This is a genomic window from Streptomyces sp. NPDC024632, assembly GCF_055559175.1.
Genome location: NZ_JBVHLD010000005.1, coordinates 475,828 through 493,503, shown reverse-complemented (window position 1 = coordinate 493,503; position 17,676 = coordinate 475,828). Strand labels below are relative to the sequence as shown.

The 17,676-nt window shown below is 72.4% G+C and carries 18 protein-coding genes; 6 read left to right on the top strand and 12 right to left on the bottom strand.

Annotated features, from left to right (window positions below; all coding sequences use genetic code 11):
• Nucleotides 1-178 precede the first annotated feature (178 nt).
• A complete protein-coding gene (locus tag ACZ37P_RS13780; protein ID WP_355338442.1) occupies nucleotides 179-1,186 on the bottom strand; it encodes a sugar phosphate isomerase/epimerase family protein in 1,008 nt (335 codons plus the stop codon).
• Nucleotides 1,187-1,210: 24 nt separating this feature from the next.
• Nucleotides 1,211-2,365, bottom strand: a complete 1,155-nt coding sequence (locus ACZ37P_RS13775; protein ID WP_355338795.1) for a Gfo/Idh/MocA family protein — start codon at nucleotides 2,363-2,365, stop codon at nucleotides 1,211-1,213.
• Nucleotides 2,366-2,604: 239 nt separating this feature from the next.
• Here ACZ37P_RS13775 and ACZ37P_RS13770 point away from each other — a divergent pair, with 239 nt between their 5' ends.
• Complete coding sequence (locus ACZ37P_RS13770) at nucleotides 2,605-3,786, top strand: ROK family protein (protein WP_355338445.1); 1,182 nt, start codon at nucleotides 2,605-2,607, stop codon at nucleotides 3,784-3,786.
• A gap of 95 nt (nucleotides 3,787-3,881) precedes the next feature.
• On the opposite strand, the gene ACZ37P_RS13765 is transcribed toward ACZ37P_RS13770, so the two are convergent.
• The 4 genes from ACZ37P_RS13765 to ACZ37P_RS13750 all read right to left on the bottom strand — a co-directional run bounded on the left by ACZ37P_RS13765 (nucleotide 3,882) and on the right by ACZ37P_RS13750 (nucleotide 6,785).
• Nucleotides 3,882-4,619 (bottom strand): ABC transporter ATP-binding protein, encoded by a 738-nt coding sequence (locus ACZ37P_RS13765; protein ID WP_355338448.1) that lies wholly within the window; start codon nucleotides 4,617-4,619, stop codon nucleotides 3,882-3,884.
• A 222-nt stretch (nucleotides 4,620-4,841) separates the two neighbouring features.
• Nucleotides 4,842-5,615 carry a DUF3710 domain-containing protein gene (locus ACZ37P_RS13760; RefSeq protein WP_355338451.1) on the bottom strand — a complete coding sequence of 258 codons (774 nt, stop codon included), beginning with the start codon at nucleotides 5,613-5,615 and terminating at the stop codon, nucleotides 4,842-4,844.
• Nucleotides 5,616-5,617: 2 nt separating this feature from the next.
• Nucleotides 5,618-6,142, bottom strand: a complete 525-nt coding sequence (gene dut, locus ACZ37P_RS13755) for a dUTP diphosphatase (RefSeq protein WP_467346538.1) — start codon at nucleotides 6,140-6,142, stop codon at nucleotides 5,618-5,620.
• 37 nt (nucleotides 6,143-6,179) lie between these two features.
• Complete coding sequence (locus tag ACZ37P_RS13750) at nucleotides 6,180-6,785, bottom strand: PaaI family thioesterase (protein ID WP_355338454.1); 606 nt, start codon at nucleotides 6,783-6,785, stop codon at nucleotides 6,180-6,182.
• Between the two features lie 155 nt (nucleotides 6,786-6,940).
• Here ACZ37P_RS13750 and ACZ37P_RS13745 point away from each other — a divergent pair, with 155 nt between their 5' ends.
• Both ACZ37P_RS13745 and ACZ37P_RS13740 read left to right on the top strand, forming a co-directional pair.
• Complete coding sequence (locus ACZ37P_RS13745) at nucleotides 6,941-7,834, top strand: SDR family oxidoreductase (protein WP_355338457.1); 894 nt, start codon at nucleotides 6,941-6,943, stop codon at nucleotides 7,832-7,834.
• A 27-nt stretch (nucleotides 7,835-7,861) separates the two neighbouring features.
• Nucleotides 7,862-8,311: a DUF3093 domain-containing protein gene (locus ACZ37P_RS13740; protein ID WP_355338460.1), complete on the top strand. Its 450-nt coding sequence runs from the start codon at nucleotides 7,862-7,864 to the stop codon at nucleotides 8,309-8,311.
• A gap of 54 nt (nucleotides 8,312-8,365) precedes the next feature.
• On the opposite strand, the gene ACZ37P_RS13735 is transcribed toward ACZ37P_RS13740, so the two are convergent.
• The 4 genes from ACZ37P_RS13735 to ACZ37P_RS13720 all read right to left on the bottom strand — a co-directional run bounded on the left by ACZ37P_RS13735 (nucleotide 8,366) and on the right by ACZ37P_RS13720 (nucleotide 11,894).
• Complete coding sequence (locus ACZ37P_RS13735; protein ID WP_355338463.1) at nucleotides 8,366-9,130, bottom strand: hypothetical protein; 765 nt, start codon at nucleotides 9,128-9,130, stop codon at nucleotides 8,366-8,368.
• A 117-nt stretch (nucleotides 9,131-9,247) separates the two neighbouring features.
• Complete coding sequence (locus tag ACZ37P_RS13730) at nucleotides 9,248-9,547, bottom strand: DUF4193 domain-containing protein (protein WP_103884889.1); 300 nt, start codon at nucleotides 9,545-9,547, stop codon at nucleotides 9,248-9,250.
• 419 nt (nucleotides 9,548-9,966) lie between these two features.
• Nucleotides 9,967-11,235: a sensor histidine kinase gene (locus ACZ37P_RS13725; RefSeq protein WP_355338466.1), complete on the bottom strand. Its 1,269-nt coding sequence runs from the start codon at nucleotides 11,233-11,235 to the stop codon at nucleotides 9,967-9,969.
• A gap of 5 nt (nucleotides 11,236-11,240) precedes the next feature.
• On the bottom strand, nucleotides 11,241-11,894 hold the full coding sequence (locus ACZ37P_RS13720) for a response regulator transcription factor (RefSeq protein WP_391163844.1): 654 nt from the start codon (nucleotides 11,892-11,894) through the stop codon (nucleotides 11,241-11,243).
• 289 nt (nucleotides 11,895-12,183) lie between these two features.
• Here ACZ37P_RS13720 and ACZ37P_RS13715 point away from each other — a divergent pair, with 289 nt between their 5' ends.
• Nucleotides 12,184-12,357: a hypothetical protein gene (locus ACZ37P_RS13715; RefSeq protein ID WP_188282026.1), complete on the top strand. Its 174-nt coding sequence runs from the start codon at nucleotides 12,184-12,186 to the stop codon at nucleotides 12,355-12,357.
• 198 nt (nucleotides 12,358-12,555) lie between these two features.
• On the opposite strand, the gene ACZ37P_RS13710 is transcribed toward ACZ37P_RS13715, so the two are convergent.
• Together ACZ37P_RS13710 and ACZ37P_RS13705 are read right to left on the bottom strand one after the other, a co-directional pair.
• On the bottom strand, nucleotides 12,556-13,374 hold the full coding sequence (locus tag ACZ37P_RS13710) for an inositol monophosphatase family protein (RefSeq protein ID WP_467346533.1): 819 nt from the start codon (nucleotides 13,372-13,374) through the stop codon (nucleotides 12,556-12,558).
• 96 nt (nucleotides 13,375-13,470) lie between these two features.
• Nucleotides 13,471-14,604: a ferrochelatase gene (locus ACZ37P_RS13705; protein WP_467346531.1), complete on the bottom strand. Its 1,134-nt coding sequence runs from the start codon at nucleotides 14,602-14,604 to the stop codon at nucleotides 13,471-13,473.
• Between the two features lie 230 nt (nucleotides 14,605-14,834).
• On the opposite strand from ACZ37P_RS13705, the gene ACZ37P_RS13700 reads away from it, so the two are divergent.
• Nucleotides 14,835-16,097, top strand: coding sequence for an MFS transporter (locus ACZ37P_RS13700; protein WP_391048896.1), 1,263 nt, complete (start codon nucleotides 14,835-14,837; stop codon nucleotides 16,095-16,097).
• A complete protein-coding gene (locus tag ACZ37P_RS13695) occupies nucleotides 16,036-17,376 on the top strand; it encodes a D-arabinono-1,4-lactone oxidase (protein ID WP_467346529.1) in 1,341 nt (446 codons plus the stop codon). Before ACZ37P_RS13700 ends, ACZ37P_RS13695 begins: the two co-directional genes overlap by 62 nt.
• Nucleotides 17,377-17,676: the final 300 nt, after the last annotated feature.

The following is a 17,676-nucleotide window of genomic DNA, read 5'->3' as shown; positions in this document are numbered from 1 at the left end:
ATCCCCTCCATGTCGTCCTTCCCCCCGCCCCCCCCCCCCCCCCCACCCCCCCCCCCGCCCCCCCCCCCCCCCCCCCCCCCCCCCCCCCCCCCCCCCCCGAGCGCCGCCCGGCAGGCCAGCCTGTCAGGACCGGGCCCGCCGGGAGGAGCCGCAGGACGTCAGCGACGATCCCAGACGTTCATGAGGACGAGCTGAACGCCGAGTCGAAGGAGGCCGCGGGCGGCTCGATCGCGGCCAGCGCCCGTACGTGCGCGAGCGCGGCGGGCGCGCCCGTCATCCGGTCCATCCCCGCGTCCTCCCACTCCACCGAGATCGGCCCCTCGTACCCGATGCTGTTGAGCATCCGGAAGACCGGCTCCCACGGCACGTCGCCGTGCCCGGTCGACACGAAGTCCCAGCCGCGCCGCGGGTCGCCCCACGGCAGATGCGAACCGAGCCGCCCGTTGCGGCCGTTGAACTGCTTGACCGACTCCTTGCAGTCCACGTGGTAGATACGGTCGCGGAAGTCGTACAGGAAGCCGACCGGGTCCAGGTCCTGCCACACGAAGTGGCTGGGGTCGAAGTTGAGCCCGAAGGCCGGGCGGTGGCCGATCGCCTCCAGGGTCCTCACCGTCGTCCAGTAGTCGTACGCGATCTCGCCCGGGTGCACCTCGTGCGCGTACCGGACCCCGACCTCGTCGAAGACGTCCAGGATCGGATTCCAGCGGTCGGCGAAGTCCGCGAATCCGCGGTCGACCATCTCCTCCGGCACCGGCGGGAACATCGCCACCGTGTGCCAGATCGACGAACCGGTGAAGCCGACCACGGTGTCCACGCCGAAGGCCGCGGCGGCCCGCGCGGTGTTCTTGATCTCCTCCGCCGCCCGCTCCCGCACCCCCTCGGGCGAGCCGTCGCCCCAGATACGGGCGGGCAGGATGCCGCGGTGCCGCTCGTCGATCGGGTGGTCGCAGACCGCCTGGCTGGTCAGATGGCAGGAGATGGTCCAGCTCTTGAGTCCGTGCTTGTCCAGGGTGTCGCGCAGCCGCGGCAGATACGCGTCGTCGCTGAGCGCCGCCTCCACGTCGAAGTGGTCACCCCAGCAGGCGATCTCCAGGCCGTCGTACCCCCACCGCGAGGCGAGCGCGCACACCTCGGTGAAGGGCAGGTCGGCGAACTGGCCGGTGAAGAGCGTGACGGGTCGGGCCATGTGCGTCCTCCAGGGATCGGGGCTTCAGGACTGAGGGGCGGGCACCGGGATGTGCACGCCGAGGGCCGCCGCACTGGTCTCCACGGCCGCCAGCACCCGCTGCACCTGGAGCCCGTCGGCGAACGACGGCCGCGGATCCGTACCGCCCGCCACCGCCTCGGCGAAATCGCGCACCTGGTGCGTGAAGGAGTGCTCGTAGCCGATCAGATGGCCTGGCGGCCACCACGCGTCAAGGTAGGGGTGGGTGGGCTCGGTGACCAGGACGCGGCGGAAACCGGCGGTGTCCGGGTCCTCGGAACGGTCGTGGAAGGCCAGCTCGTTCATCGACTCGGCGTCGAAGGCGAGTGTGCCGCGCGAGCCGCTGACCTCGATCCGCATGGCGTTCTTGTGCCCGGTGGCGAAACGGGTCGCCTCGAACACGCCGATCGCGCCGCCGTCGAACCGCGCGGTGAACAGCGCCGCGTCGTCCACCGTGACCCGGCCGCGCTCGGAACCGCCCTTGCCCGACAGACCGCTCGCCGACTCCGGCAGCGGCCGTTCGGTCACGAAGGTCTCCAGCAGCGCGCCGACCGAGCTGATCCGCTGACCCGTCAGATACTGCGCCGCGTCGATGCTGTGCGCGCCGAGATCGCCCAACGCCCCTGACCCGGCGCGGTCCTTGCGCAGCCGCCAGGCCAGCGGGAACTCCGGGTCGACCAGCCAGTCCTGGAGGTACTGCGCCCGCACCTGGTGGATCGTGCCCAGCCTGCCCTCCTCGATCAGCCGCCGCGCCAGCACCAGCGCGGGCACCCGGCGGTAGTTGAAGGCCACCATCGAACGCACCCCGGCCTGCCGGGCCTTGTGCGCCGCGTCGACCATCGCCTCGGCCTCCGCCACCGAATTGGCCAGCGGCTTCTCGCACATCACGTGCTTGCCCGCCGCGAGCGCCGCCTCCGCGATCCGCGCGTGGCTGTCGCCCGGCGTGCAGATGTCCACCACGTCGATGTCCGGCCGCGCCACCAGCGCCCGCCAGTCCGTCTCGTACGACCCCCAGCCGTACCGCTCGGCGGCCGACGCCGCCCGCTGGGCCGACCGGCCGCAGACGGCGGTGAGTTCGAGCCGTACCGGCAGGTCGAAGAAGCGGCCCGCGGTGCGCCAGGCGTGGGAGTGCGCAGCGCCCATGAAGGCATGGCCGACCATGCCGATCCGCAGCGCGGGGACCGGGGGTGGTGTCGTCGTCACGTACGTCCTCCTGGCGGAATGCCGCTCCTGGTACGGGCCGTGAATCGTTATTCATCCGGCATCGACTGAAACTCACGGCGCCGGATAGAACAGTTCGGCAGTTTCTGCCTGAACTTCGGCATAAGTCAAGGCTCTTGACGTCGGTGACGGCAACAGGGCACCGTGCGGTTGCCGAGACGTCACACATCCGGGGGGCAGTGATCGACACTCCAGTCAATCTCCGCGAGGTCGGCAGGCTCCGGGTCCTCGAGGCCCTGCACACCACCGCACGCAGCAGCAGGCCCGAACTCGTGCGCGTCACCGGCCTGTCCAGGGCCACCGTCTCCTCGCTGATCGCCGACCTCATCACCGTCGGCCTGGTCACCGAGGACGAGGGCCCCGAGGAGCCGGAGCCCCGCCGCACCGGACGGCCCGCCCAGTCCCTCTCGCTGGTCCCCAGCTCGGGCTACGCCATCGGCGCGGACATCGGCCACCAGCACGTACGCGTCATCCTCTGCGACCTGTTCGGCGCCGTCCTGTGGGAGCACTGGGTCGCCAAGGACGTGGACCGCGCCCCGCAGGAGACCCTCGACCTGGTCGCCGTCCTCGTCGGCCGCGCTCTCCAGGAGACCGGCGTCGCCCGCGAGCGCGTCCTCGGCATCGGCGCCGGAATCGCCTCACCGGTCGAGAAGGGCAGCGGCGCCCTCGGCGCCGAGGGCATCATGCCCGGCTGGGTCGGCCTGCGCCTCACCGACGAACTGCGCCACCGCACCTCGCTGCCGGTCCGCGTCACCAACGACGCCAACGCCGGCGCCCTCGCCGAGCGCATGTACGGCGCCGGACGGCAGGCGGGCGACATGGTCTACGTCCGGCTCTCCGCCGGTATCGGCGCGGGCATCGTCAGCGACGGCCGCCTCCTGCTCGGCTCACGGGGCCTCGCCGGGGAGATCGGCCATCTCCCGCTCATCACCGACGGCCTCATCTGCCGCTGCGGCAACCGCGGTTGCCTGGAGACCGTCGCCAGTCCGGTCGCCATCGCCCGCCTGCTGTCCGACAGTTGGGGCGAGACCGTCGCACCCCGCGACCTCCCCGCCCTCATCCGGGACCGCAACACCGGTGCCCTGCGCGCCGTCCGCGACGCGGGAGACGCCGTGGGCCGCGCGCTCGCCACGCTCGTCACCCTCCTCAACCCGCGCCTGATCGTGGTCGGCGGCGACCTCGCCGCCGCGGGCGCCGACATCCTCGAACCCATGCGGGCCGGTGTCCGCCGCCACACCCTTCCCTCCGCCGCGGAGGGCCTGGAGATCGTCACCGGCGGCCTCGGGGACGGCGCCGAGGTCCGCGGGGCGGCCGGTCTCGTCCTCGCCGACGCCGCCTCACTGCTCGCCGGAGCGGCCTGACCGGAAAGCGGCCTGGCCCGGAGCGGCCTGCCCCGGAAAGCGGCCTGACCCGGAGCGGCCTGCCCCGAAAAGCGGCCTGACCCGCGTCAGGCCGCTCAGTCCGTGGTCTGGACGATCTGCCCGTCGCGCAGTTCCAGGACGCGGTCGGCCAGGGCGAGGAGCTGCGTGTCGTGGGTGGCGACGAGGGCGGTGACGGACTCGCTGCGGACGACCGCGCGCAGCAACTCCATGACGGCCAGGCCCGTGTCGGCGTCGAGCTGCCCGGTGGGCTCGTCCGCGATGAGCAGGACGGGGCGGTTGGCGAGGGCGCGGGCGATGGCCACGCGTTGCTGCTGGCCGCCGGAGAGTTCGCCGGGGCGCTGGGCGGCGTGGTCGGCGAGGCCGACGAGGGCCAGGAGGAGTTCGACGCGCTCCTCGCGCTCCCGCGGCGGGGTCTTGCGCAGCCGCATGGGGACCCCCACGTTCTCGGCGGCGCTGAGGATGGGGAGCAGCCCGAAGGACTGGAAGACGAAGCCGATACGGTCCCGGCGCAGGGCGAGCAGTTCGTCGTCGCCGAGCGAGGCCAGATCGGTGCCGTCGAGCATGATCCGGCCGCCGTCGGGGCTGTCGAGACCGCCCACGAGGTTGAGGATGGTGGTCTTGCCCGAGCCCGAACGGCCCTTGAGCGCGACGAGTTCGCCGCGCGGGACGGAGAACGAGACACCGCGCAGGGCGTGCACGGCGGTGTCGCCGCTGCCGTAGGTGCGGCGCAGATCCTCGACGACGACCATGTCCCCGGACGGCGGACCGTCCGCGACCGCCGTCGCCGCACGTCCCGTGGACCCCTCGCTCATGCGTCCTCCCCGTCCTGGCCGCATCCCCTGCCGGCCCCCGCCCGCGGCGCGCCGGCCACCGTAAGGCCGTCGCGTATCCGTACGGTACGCGCAAACGCCGTGGACGGTACGCGCAAACGCCGTGGACGGTACGCGCAAACGCCGTGGCCCGGACCCGTGGGAACGGATCCGGGCCACGAGGGGCCACGAAGGCCGCGAACGGCGCGTACGCGGAGCGACGCCTCAGTGCAGCTCGGTGATCTCCGGGCCGCGGCGCAGCGGGTCGATGCCGTCGCCGAACTTCGACGGCTCGCCCTGCTCGGTCGGCGCGGCGCCGTCCGGCACCATCTGCGCGTCGTTCGGCAGCTTCAGCACGATCGGGTCGCGCGGCGCCATCGGGGTGTCGCCGCGCAGCACCACGGTGTCGCGGAAGACGGACTCCAGCACACCGGCGGCGGCGGGCTGCACCGCGCCCTGGCCGGAGATAACCCCGCGCAGGAACCAGCGCGGGCCGTCGCAGCCGATGAACCGCACGAGCTGCACGCCATTGGTGCCGTCGGGGAGCTGGACGGGCACCTGGGCCCGCAGCTCCCAGCCGAGCGGGCCCTCCAGCTCGTCGACGATGCCGCCCTGCTGGGTGATACCGGCGGCGATCTCCTCGCGGACCTCGCCCCAGATGCCCTCGGACTTGGGGGCGGCGAACGCCTGGAGCTGCACGGCGCTGTCCCGCAGCACCACGGTCGCGGCGACGATGGACTCGCCCGCGACCTCGACCCGCAGCTCCATGCCCTCGACTCCGGGCACGAACAGTCCGCCGAGGTCGACGCGGCCCTCGCCGGGCTCACTGACCTCGCTCAGGTCCCACGGGCCGTCGGGCCTCGGGGCGGGCGGAAGGTTGTACCGGAGGGACTCACCGGAGTCGTCCGACTCCTCGGCGTCCTCGACCTGCTCGTCAGGGCCTGCGGCCTCGTCGAGCTCGTCGAGGTCGTCTTCGCGCTCCTTGCGACGACGGAACACGGTCACTGTCCTTCCCGGTCTGCAACGACCGATGCGAATCCGACTCTGGACGTGTCGGCCGACGGCGCCGCGGCATGACCCCCCGTGGAGCCGAAGCCCCCCGCGGCCCTGGCAGAGCCGGGCAGCTCCGCCACCTCATGGAAACGGACCCGCTCGACCTGCTGGACGACCAGTTGGGCGATCCGGTCACCTTTTTCGAACCGCACGGTCTCGCGCGGATCGAGGTTGACGACGATCACCTTGATCTCTCCACGGTACCCGGCATCCACCGTTCCCGGGGCATTCACCAGGGCCACACCGCAGCGCGCTGCCAGCCCCGAGCGGGGATGCACGAAGGCCGCGTACCCGTCGGGCAGGGCGATCGACACCCCGGTGGGCAGGACCGCGCGCTCACCGGGCGCGAGGTCCGCCGCCAGCGTGGTCGTCAGGTCCGCGCCCGCGTCACCGGGATGCCCGTAGGACGGTACGGGCACGGACTCGTCGAGCCGGTGCAGCAGTACGTCCACCGGCTGTCGCTCTGTGCTCACGGGTTCACCTCGCTGACGAGGCGCAGCGGCTCACGGCTCATGGGTTCACCTCGAAGGCGCGGGCGACCTTCACCTGGTCGGGGTCCGACATCGCCGCGCGGATCTCCTCCGCGCGGCCGTTCTGCGTGAAGTGGTCGAGCTTGACCTCGACGAACAGCGCCTCCGCGCGGACCGCGACCGGCCCGTCGTGGCCGCCGATCCGGCCCTCGGCCGAGCTGTAGATCTTGCGTCCGGCGACCGCGGTGCAGCGCGCCGACAGGTACAGCGTGGCGCCGACCGGGACCGGGAGCAGGAAGTCCGACTCCAGCCGTCCGGTGACGGCGATGGCGCGCAGCATCCAGTTGACCGAGCCCAGCGTCTCGTCCAGCGCCGTGGCCAGGACCCCGCCGTGGGCGAGGCCCGGCGCGCCCTGGTGGGCGGGCTTGACGGTGAACTCGGCGGTGACGCTGACGCCCTCGCCCGCCCGCGCCGCCAGGTGCAGCCCGTGCGGCAGACCCTCGCCGCAGCCGAAGCACTGGTCGTAGTGCGCCCCGAGCAGCTCGCCCGGCGCCGGGGCGTCCGGGTGCCGCGTGGGCGCGGTGGCGTCGGGCGGCGGCGTCAACGACGACCGTCCGGCGCTTCTGGGTGTGTTCGCTCCACTCACGCCCGAGACCCTACCCTTCCGCGGGATCCTTTCCCTGCCGGTGTCCGTTGGTCCCGGGGGAGCCGCCCGGCGGCCGGCGGAAACCGCCCCCTGTACCACCCTCGTACCGCCCCCGCAGTCCCCCCGTTGTCATCTGGTAGCACCGGAGCGCGCGCATGTCCCCAGGAGTAGGCCAGTCCGTCGTCGTCACCGGAGCCGGACGCGGCATCGGCCGTGCCATCACGCTGGAGCTGGCGCACTGCGGCTTCGACGTGATCGGCACGGTCCGCAACGACCGGGACGCGCGGGCCCTGCGCGCGGCGGTCGACCGTACGGGCGCGGCGGTGCGCACCGCGGTGCTCGACGTGGCCGACGCGACGTCCTGCGTCCGGGCGTTCACCGAGATCGCCACGATGACCGACGGCGGGCCGTGGGCGGTGGTCAACAACGCGGGGTTCGCGCAGCCGGGCGCGGTGGAGGACGTGGACGACGAGCAGGTACGGCGCCAGCTGGAGACCAATCTGGTGGCGCCCGCGCGGATCGCCCGCCTGGTGCTGCCCGCGATGCGGGACCGGCGGGCGGGCCGGATCGTCAACGTGTCGTCGATCGCCGGGCGGGTGTCGCTGCCGATGCTCGGCTGGTACTGCGCGAGCAAGCGCGGCCTGGAGTCAGTCACGGACGCGCTGCGGATGGAGACCGCGCCGTTCGGCGTGCAGGTCTCGCTGATCGAGCCGGGCTCCTACGGCACCGGGATCTGGGAGACCGGCGCCGGGCTGCTGCCCGACGAGCGGGCGTCGGCGTACCAGGAGCAGTACGCGGCGGCCGGGGACGTGCTGCGCGGCAGCCGCGACCTGCCGGGGCCGCGCCCGGTGGCGCTCGCGGTGCGCAAGGCGCTGACCGCCCGGCACCCGCTGCCGCGCTATCTGGTGGGCGGCGGCGCCCGCTCGACCGCGGTGCTGGACGCGGTGGCGCCGACGGCCGCCTCCGACTGGGCGAAGCAGCTCGCCACCGGGCTGCGGCAGGCACCGCCGAGGGTCACCCGTGCGCTGGCGCGCCTTCGCGGCAGATAGCACAGGACCGCATGGCAGTCTGGTGCCATGCAGCCTTACGACGAACGTCTCACCGTGCCGCGCTCCTGGTGGTTCCTGGCCGCCGGAGTGGGTGTGGCGATGGCGCTGATCCTCTTCCCGTTCGGCCCGCTGCCGATGCTGGCCGGGCTCGCGGCCGGCGCGGCCGTCGCCATGATGGCGGTCAGCTCGTACGGGTCCGCGCGGATCCGGGTGGTGGCGGGTTCGCTGGTGGCGGGCAAGGCCCGGATCCCGCTGGCGGCACTGGGCGAGGCGACCGTGCTCGACGCGGCGGAGACGGTGGCCTGGCGCTCCCACAAGGCCGACCCGCGGGCGTACATGCTGCTGCGCTCGTACGTGCCGACGGCGCTGAAGGTCGACGTGACCGATCCGGACGACCCGACGCCGTACGTCTATCTGTCGACGCGTTCGCCGAAGCGGCTCGCGGAGGCGCTGAAAGCCGTGAAGGCGCCCCAGTAGGACCGGCCGGGCCGCACGGTGCCGGGCGGCCCCCGCGGGGGCGCCCGCGGCCGGTCAGGGCTCGATGGCGGGCGGCTGCCACAGCGTGCCGGTCAGGGCCGCGTCGGCCGGTGCGCCGACGGCGGGCAGCTCGGGCCACGGGAGCTGCGCGGCGCGCAGGTCGTGGCGGATCCGCTGGGCGAGCTTGCGGGTGTCGCGGCGGTTCATCACCGCGCCGACGGCCGCGCCGATCATGAACGGCGTCAGCGTCGGCATATTGCGCAGCGTGCGGCGCAGCAGCCGCTGGCGCATCTCCTTCTTCATGCTGCTGCCCAGGGCCACGTTGACCGTGGAGAGTTTCAGCACATCGATACCGCGCTGTTCGGTCCAGGACCACAGATACGCGGTCGCGCGCTCCCGGGAGTTGCCCGGGACACGCAGTCCGTAGACCTCGTGCAGTTCCGCGATGAGTTTGAACTCGACCGCGGCGACGCCGAGCGTCTCGGCGGTCAGTTCGGCCGGCATCGCCGGCGGGGTGGGCAGCATCGCGGCGGCGCCCACACCGGCGCCGACGGTCATGGTGCCCTTCACCGCGGTGGCGATCAGCCGGTCCGCGATGTCCTCGGGGCCGAGACCGGGAAACTGCCCCCGCAGCGTCGCCAGGTCACGCACCGGGATGCGCGGGGCGACCTCGATCAGCCGCTCGGCGACCGAGCCCATGCCCGCCATCGCCTTCCTGCCGCCGTAGCGCGCCCCGCTGCGTATTCCGCGCGCCCCGCGCGCGGTCGTGGCCGCGAGCGAGGCCCTGCGGCCCCGCTCGTCGCCTTCTCGGCCTTCCACCCGGCCTTCCGTCGGACCCTCCACCGGGCCTTGTGCCCGGTCCCGGTCCTGGTCCTGCGCCCGGCCGGCGTCGTCCGCCCGGCCGTCCCGCCGTGAGCCCGTCACCGCGCCCGCGGATCAGGCCGCGCAGTCGCGGCAGATCGGGTTGCCGTTCTTCTCCGCCGCGAGCTGGCTCCTGTGGTGGACCAGGAAGCAGCTCATGCAGGTGAACTCGTCGGCCTGCCTGGGCAGTACGCGAACCGACAGTTCCTCATTGGAGAGGTCGGCGCCCGGCAGCTCCAGGGACTCCGCCTGGTCGAACTCGTCGACGTCCACCGCGGAGGTGGACTTCTCGTTCCGCCGGGCCTTCAGTTCCTCGATGCTGTCCTCGTTGACGTCATCGTCGGTCTTGCGTGGGGTGTCGTAATCCGTAGCCATTTTTCGCTCTCCCCCTGTGGGTGTCTGCGGTGTCTCCAGCGCACGTAACGCGCGGGAGGCCGGACTTGTGCCCGACCCGAGGCGGAGATTTTGCCTCACATCAAGGCCTGTTACTCAATCGACACCCAAGGTCGCCCCCGAAGGGGTGATCGCACGGGTGGCCGATCGTCACTCGCGACAGTCTGAAAGTCGTATGTCGCGGGTGCCATCACGTGTACTTCCCGTGATCATGACCTGGGGAAACATGGATTTTCCGGTCTTTTTCCCCAATGTCTTGATCACTGTGTGTAGGTGTCCCTCCGATAGCATGTGCTGTCGATCACAACGGTTCCCGGCGGGGAACAGACCGCGAAATTTCTCGCATAGCGAACACTCGTCGGTGCTGTCGTCGCCGGTGGCCGTCCTGGGCGTGACGCGGTTCACAACGGGATCGCGACCCGCATGACCAGGCCGCCTCCCTCGCGCGGCTCGGCCACGATGACGCCTCCGTGCGCCCGTGCCACCGACCGCGCGATGGACAGTCCCAGTCCCACCCCCTTGTCACTTCCCGTCCGCTCGGTACGCAGACGCCGGAACGGCTCGAAAAGGTTGTCGATCTCGTACGCCGGAACGACCGGTCCGGTGTTCGCGACCACGAGCAGCCCCTGACCGCCCTCCACGGCCGTGGAGACGTCGACCCAGCCGTTCTCCGCCACGTTGTACCGCACCGCGTTCTGTACCAGGTTCAGGGCGATCCTTTCCAGCAGCACGCCGTTTCCCTGGACGACCGCGCCGTCGAGCCGGGAGCGCAGCTCCACGCCCTTGCCCTGTGCCTCGGCGCGGGTCTGGTCGAGCGCCCGGGAGGCGGCCTCCGCCAGGTCCACCGGCTTGCGGTCCACGATCTCGTTGTCACTGCGGGCGAGCAGCAGCAGGCCCTCGACCAGCTGCTCACTGCGCTCGTTGGTGGACAGCAGGGTCTTGCCGAGCTGCAACAGGTCGGCCGAGGCGTCCGGATCGGAGAGCTGGACCTCCAGCAGCGTCCGGTTGATCGCCAGCGGTGTGCGCAGCTCGTGCGAGGCGTTGGCCACGAAGCGGCGCTGGGCGTCGAAGGATCTCTCCAGCCGGTCGAGCATCTCGTCGAAGGTGTCGGCCAGCTCCTTCAGCTCGTCGTCCGGGCCGTCCAGCTCGATCCGGCGCTTGAGGTCGGAGCCGACCACGACCCGCGCGGTCCTGGTGATCCGCCCGAGCGGCGCGAGCACCCGCCCGGCCATCACGTAGCCGAAGACCAGCGCGACCACGGCCAGGCCGATCAGCGCCAGCAGCGAGCGCTTGAGCAGCACATTGAGCGCCGCCTCGCGCTGGACGGCCATGCACTGCGCCAGGGCGGAGTTGAAGCGCCCCGAATCCGTCTCGTTGATCAGGCTCGGGCAGGTGTTGCTGACGATGTTGACCCGGCCGCTGTTGACGGTGAACAGCGGCTCGCTGCCCTGGTGCAGGGCCTGGGCCGCCAGCAGATAGATGATCCACAGCAGCAGCACACCGGCGATCAGGAACATGCCGCCGTACAGCACGGTCAGCCGTATCCGGATGGTCGGGCGCAGCCAGGGCAGCGGGCTCTCGCCCGGCAGCGGGTCCCAGGGGGGCCTGGGCGGGGTCGGCGGGGCCGAGGGCGGTGCGGGCGCGGGGGAGCCGGCGGAGGGGGACGCCACGCGGATCAGATCCGGTAACCGGAACCGGGGACCGTCACGATCACCGGAGGCTCACCGAGCTTGCGGCGCAGTGTCATGACGGTCACCCGCACCACATTGGTGAACGGGTCGGTGTTCTCGTCCCACGCCTTCTCCAGCAACTGCTCGGCGGAGACCACCGAGCCCTCGCTGCGCATCAGCACTTCGAGGACCGCGAACTCCTTGGGCGCCAGATGCACCTCCGCGCCGTCCCTGAAGACCTCGCGGCGGTTGGGGTCGAGCCTGATGCCGGAGCGCTCCAGGACCGGCGGCAGGGCCGCGGTCGTACGACGGCCCAGCGCGCGGACCCGCGCGGTCAGCTCGGTGAAGGCGAAGGGCTTGGGCAGATAGTCGTCCGCGCCCAGTTCAAGACCCTCCACCCGGTCGCTGACGTCACCGGCGGCGGTGAGCATCAGCACCCGGGTGGGCAGGCCGAGATCGACGATCTCGCGGCACACCTGGTCGCCGTGGACGACCGGGAGGTCGCGGTCGAGGACGACCACGTCGTAGTCGTTGACCCCGATCCGCTCCAGGGCGGCGCCGCCGTCGTAGACCACGTCGACGGCCATCGCCTCGCGGCGCAGCCCGGTGGCAACCGCATCGGCGAGCAGTTGCTCGTCCTCGACGACCAGTACGCGCAAGGCGCTGTTCCTTCCAGAGCGGGGGGACATGAGCGGTCCTGCGGCGGCGCGGAGCCGCGGCCGGAACGGCATGAGCTGTGCGAATGCTCCACCATCCTGCACCTGAGGACCGTAAATCGGCGGTAAGGGACCGACGACGGAATATTCCTCCGGCCGACGGAGGTTTCCGCTCCGAAGCGGGTGGGCAAGACGACTGCACACCCACCCACCACGCCTCGCCACGCGTTTCCCTCGCGTGGTACCTGGCTTGACACACCCCGTGTCAACGACGACGACGAGGGGGCGCCTAATGGACGCGTTCACCACCGGAATCCTCCAGCGCATACACAGCACGGAGACCGATTTGCGCCGGGCCCGGGAGACAGGCGACGACTTCCTCGCCGACGTCGAGCAGGCGGAACTGGAAGACCTCCGCCGACTCGCGTCGGAGAACGGCGTGGACGTACGGCCGAAGGTCGCCTGATCCACACCGGCTGACCCCGAGCCGCACGCCCCGGACACCTCACAGGTGCCGGGGCGTTCGCATGTCTACGCGCGGATATCGGCCGCTCATCGGACGGTCGGCGTGACACGCGCTGGGAGCGCTGCGAGCCCCGCGGGGTCCTACGAACGCGGCGAGCGCCACGGTCCGGCCCGCCGCCCCCGCCGCCGTGCCGACGCTCTAGCCGTGCCAGGCGCCCAAGCCGTCCAGGAGCTCCTGGAGCGGTTCGAAGAGGCCGCCGGGGGCCGCGACCGTCAGCTCGCCCGAGGCGGCCTCTCCCGGCCGTCCACCGGTCAGCGCGCCCGCCTCGCGGGCGAAGAGCGCCCCGGCCGCGAAGTCCCAGGGGTTCAGGCCGCGCTCGAAGTACGCGTCCAGCCGCCCGCAGCCCACGTCCGCGAGGTCGATCGCGGCCGAGCCGCCGCGCCGGATGTCCCGGACCCGCGGCAGCAGGGCGCTCACCACCGTCGCCTGCGCCGCCCGGCGCTCGGACAGGTAGCCGAAGCCGGTGCCGACCAGCGCGTGCGAGAAGGCCGGGGCCGGACGGCAGCGGGCCCGCTCGCCGTTGACGAACGCGCCGCCGCCGCGTACCGCCTGGTACGTCTCGCCGCGCATCGGGGCGGCCACCACACCGGCCACCGCCTCGCCGTCCACCTCCGCGGCGATGCTCACCGCCCAGGACGGCAGGCCGTAGAGGTAGTTCACCGTGCCGTCGAGCGGGTCGATCACCCAGCGCACCCCGCTGGTGCCCTCGCTGCTCGCGCCCTCCTCGCCGAGGACGCCGTCGTCGGGGCGCAGACCGCTGATGTAGGACGTGATCAGCTTCTCGGCCGCGATGTCCATCTCGGTGACGACGTCGATCGGGCTGGACTTGGTGGCGGCCACGCCCAGGTCGGCGGGGCGGCCGTCGCGCAGCAGCTCACCGGCCCTGCGCGCGGCTTCCAGGGCGATCTCCAGCAGCGCGGCGGGCTCGGTCGACGACGCGTCGGGGGTGGGGCTCAACGGGGGGCTCCTTAGTCGGTTCCGGTCACAGCCGGTCTCCGGGCGGGGTCGGTACCTGTCGGTGGTGTCCCGCCGCCCGGCTCCGGTCGGTACCGGTCAGTCGGTTCCGGCGGCGGCGGGCAGCGGGGTCCTGGCCGGGCAGCAGCCCGCGGGACAGATGTCGTGGCTGGGGCCGAGCGCGCCCAGCGCGCAGCGCGCCGGGGCCGCTCCCCGCTCGGTCGCGGCCCGCTCCAGCACCAGGTCGCGCACCGCGGCGGCGAAGCGCGGGTCGGCGCCGACGGTCGCGGCGCGGCTGACCGGCAGCCCCAGCTCCGCGGCCTTGGCGACGGCCTCGGTGTCCAGGTCGTACTTCACCTCCATGTGGTCGGAGACGAAGCCGATCGGCACCATGACGACCGCGGGCGCGCCCTGCGCGTGCGCCTGCTGGAGGTGGTCGCAGATGTCCGGCTCCAGCCACGGGATCTGCGGGGAGCCGCTGCGCGACTGGTAGACGAGCTGCCACGGCCGGTCGACGCCGGTCGCGGCGCGTACCGCGTCGGCGATCACCCGGGCGGTGTCCAGGTGCTGCGCGACGTACGCGCCGCCGTCGCCGTGGCCCTCGACGGGTCCCGAGGTGTCGGCGGCCGAGGTGGGGATCGAGTGCGTGGTGAAGGCGAGCCGGGCGCCGTCGCGTACGTCCGCGGGCAGCGCGTCCAGCGCGGCCAGCGTCGCGTCGGTCATCGGCTCGACGAAGCCGGGGTGGTTGAAGTAGTGCCGCAGCTTGTCCACCCGCGGCACCGGGTGGCCCTCCCGGGCCAGCACGGCCAGCGAGGCGGCCAGATTCTCGCGGTACTGCCGGCAGCCGGAGTACGAGGCGTAGGCGCTGGTGGCCAGCACCAGGACCCGGCGGTGGCCCGCCCGCGCGATCTCCCGCAGGGCGTCGGTCAGATACGGCGCCCAGTTGCGGTTGCCCCAGTAGACCGGCAGGTCGAGGCCGTGCCCGGCGAAGTCCTTGCGGAGCGCGTCGAGCAGTTCGCGGTTCTGCGCGTTGATCGGGCTGACGCCGTCGAAGAGGAAGTAGTGCCGCCCGACCTCCTTCAGGCGCTCTTTGGGGATGCCCCGGCCGTGGGTGACGTTCTCCAGGAAGGGCACGACGTCGTCGGGTCCCTCGGGGCCGCCGAAGGAGAGCAGCAGCAGGGCGTCGTACGGCCCGGCGTCGTGGGGGTCGCGCTGAGGCGGCTGATCGGACATGTCATCGATCCTGCCACCCCGCGACGATCTCGCCGCGCTCCGCCTCCCCGGGCGGGTGCGCCCGGTCACGCGGTGGCTCGCGGTGGCCGCCGCGGGCGCCCTCCGCGCGGTGGAATCCGCGCGCTGGAATCCGGGGCGCCGCGCGGCACAATTCGGTTGCGCGGACTCGTAAGCTGTACGCGCCAGCTACGTTCCTTACCGAGAATTCGGCGACGCCGCCGGGAGCGCCCTTGTCCAGCCCCTATCGCGCGATCTTCACCGCTCCCGGCACCAAGGCGTTCTCCGCCGCCGGGCTGATCGGGCGGATGCCACTGTCCATGCTGGGCATCGGCATCGTGACGATGATCTCCCAGGTCACCGGGAGGTACGGGCTCGCGGGCGCGCTCGCCGCCGCGCTGGCCCTGTCGGGGGCGGCGATCGGACCGCAGATCTCCCGGCTGGTCGACCGGTACGGACAGCGGCGGGTGCTGCGTCCCGCGAGCGCCGTGACGGTGCTGTCGGTGGCGGCCCTGCTGATCGCGGTGCGGGCCGGTTCGCCGGACTGGGTGTACTTCGTGTGCGCGGTCGGCGCGGGCTGCACGCCGAGCATGGGCGCCATGGTGCGCGCCCGCTGGTCGCGGATCCACCGCGGCTCTCCCGAACTCCTGCACACCGCCTACTCCTTCGAGTCGGTGGTGGACGAGATCGTCTTCATCCTCGGGCCGATCCTGTCGATCGGGCTGTGCACGGCCTGGTTCGCGGAGGCGGGCCCGCTGCTGGCCGCGGTCTTCCTGGGCACCGGCGTACTGCTGCTGACCGCGCAGCACGCCACCGAGCCGCCGCCGCATCCGCGCGACCGCCTCTCGGACCGGTCGGTGCTGCGCGAGCCGGGGCTGCTGGTGGTCACCGGCGTCTTCGTCGGCACCGGGGCGCTGTTCGGCGCGGTCGACGTGGCCACGGTGGCCTTCGCGGACGAGCGCGGGCACAAGGCGCTGGCCAGTCTGGTGCTGGCGACGTACGCCCTGGGATCGTGTCTGGCCGGGCTGGTCTTCGGGCTGATGACCCCGCGCGGGACGCCCACCGGGAGGTTCCTGCTGGGCATCGCGTTGATGACCGTGAGTATGATCCCGCCACTACTGGTCGGAAACTTGCCGTTTCTGGCCGTGGCGCTGTTCTTCTCGGGCCTGACCATCGCTCCGACGATGGTGACCGCGATGGGCCTGATCGAAGGGTTGGTACCGCGGACGAAACTGACCGAGGGCATCACGTGGACCTCCACGGGGATGGCGGTCGGGGTCGCCGCAGGGGCCTCGGTGGCGGGTCGGGTGATCGACTCGCACGGGGCGTCGGCGGCTTTCGCGGTGCCCGCCGCCTCGGCGGTCCTCGCCGTGGCGGTGGCGTTTCTCGGGTATCGCCGGCTCAAGCCGGCGCCAGAGCGGGAGGGGCCGCGCGATGAGCACGACGGGCAGTACGGCACGCACGACAAGCAGGGCCGAACAGAAGGCGTGGCGTAACTGGGCGGGGAACGTCTCCGCCCGGCCGGCGCGGGCCGTGGCGCCCGCCTCCGTGGGCGAACTGGCGGCCGTGCTGCGGCGGGCCGCCGAGGACGGCCTGCCGGTGAAGGCGGTCGGCTCCGGGCACTCCTTCACCGCCGCGGCGGCCACCGACGGGGTGCTGATCCGCCCCGAGGGGCTGACCGCGATCCGCGCCATCGACCGCGCGGCGGGCACCGTCACCGTCGAGTCGGGCGTCCAGCTCAAGCAGTTGAACGCGGCGCTGGCCGCCGAGGGCCTGTCGCTCACGAACATGGGCGACATCATGGAGCAGACGGTGGCGGGCGCCACCAGCACCGGCACGCACGGCACCGGCCGTGACTCCGGTTCGATCGCCGCCCAGATCACCGCGCTCGAACTGGTCACCGCCGACGGCTCGGTGCTGACCTGCTCGGCCGAGGAGAACCCCGACGTCTTCGCCGCCGCCCGGATCGGGCTCGGCGCGCTCGGCGTGGTCAGCGCCGTCACCTTCGCCGTCGAGCCGGTCTTCCTGCTGACCGCGCGCGAGGAGCCGATGGCGTTCGACCGGGTGATGGCGGAGTTCGAGCAGCACGCCACGGAGAACGAGCACTTCGAGTTCTACTGGTTCCCGCACACCGACAGTTGCAACACCAAGCGGAACAACCGCAGCCAGGGCCCGGCCGCGCCCGTCCCCGCCGTACGCGGCTGGATCGACGACGAGCTGCTGTCCAACGGCGTCTTCCAGGCCGCCTGCGTGGTCGGCAGGGCCGCGCCCGCCGTCATCCCCGGCATCGCCAAGCTCTCCAGCCGCGCCCTGTCGGCCCGTTCGTACACCGACATCCCGTACAAGGTCTTCACCAGCCCGCGCCGGGTGCGCTTCGTGGAGATGGAGTACGCGGTGCCGCGCGAGGCGGCGGTCGACGCGATCCGCGAGCTGAAGGCGATGGTCGAGCGGTCCGACTTGCGGATCAGTTTCCCGGTGGAGGTACGGGTCGCGCCCGCCGACGACATCGCGCTGTCGACGGCGTCCGGCCGGGACAGCGCGTACATCGCGGTGCACATGTACCGGGGCAGCCGCTACCAGGAGTACTTCACCGCGGTCGAGAGGATCATGACCGCGCGCGGCGGGCGTCCGCACTGGGGCAAGATGCACACCCGCGACGCGGAATACCTCGCCTCGGCCTATCCGCGCTTCGGCGAATTCACGGCGCTGCGGGACCGGTTGGACCCGGACCGGCGGTTCATGAACGACTACCTCCGGCGGGTGCTGGGCTCGTAGTCGCTTCATGCGGGAAAGTCCGCATTTGCACTCGGCGCGCAACCCTTTCGTGTGAGCCGTGCCACTCAACTCCCGCGCTCCTGGCCCAGATTCGACGGCGCGGCAGCCCACCCCGCTGGCCCAAATGGAGTACCGTGGCGAATCCTGGCTCCCGGTTGCCCGTCCGGGTGGTCGGTAGCTGGTCCGGAACGGCGGGAGGGGAGCCCGACGGCACTCGTCCCGGGGTGCCGCGATCGGTCACGCTGAGTGGCCAATCGACCACCGTCCCATAACGGCGTGTCACCGTGTCACCCCGACACG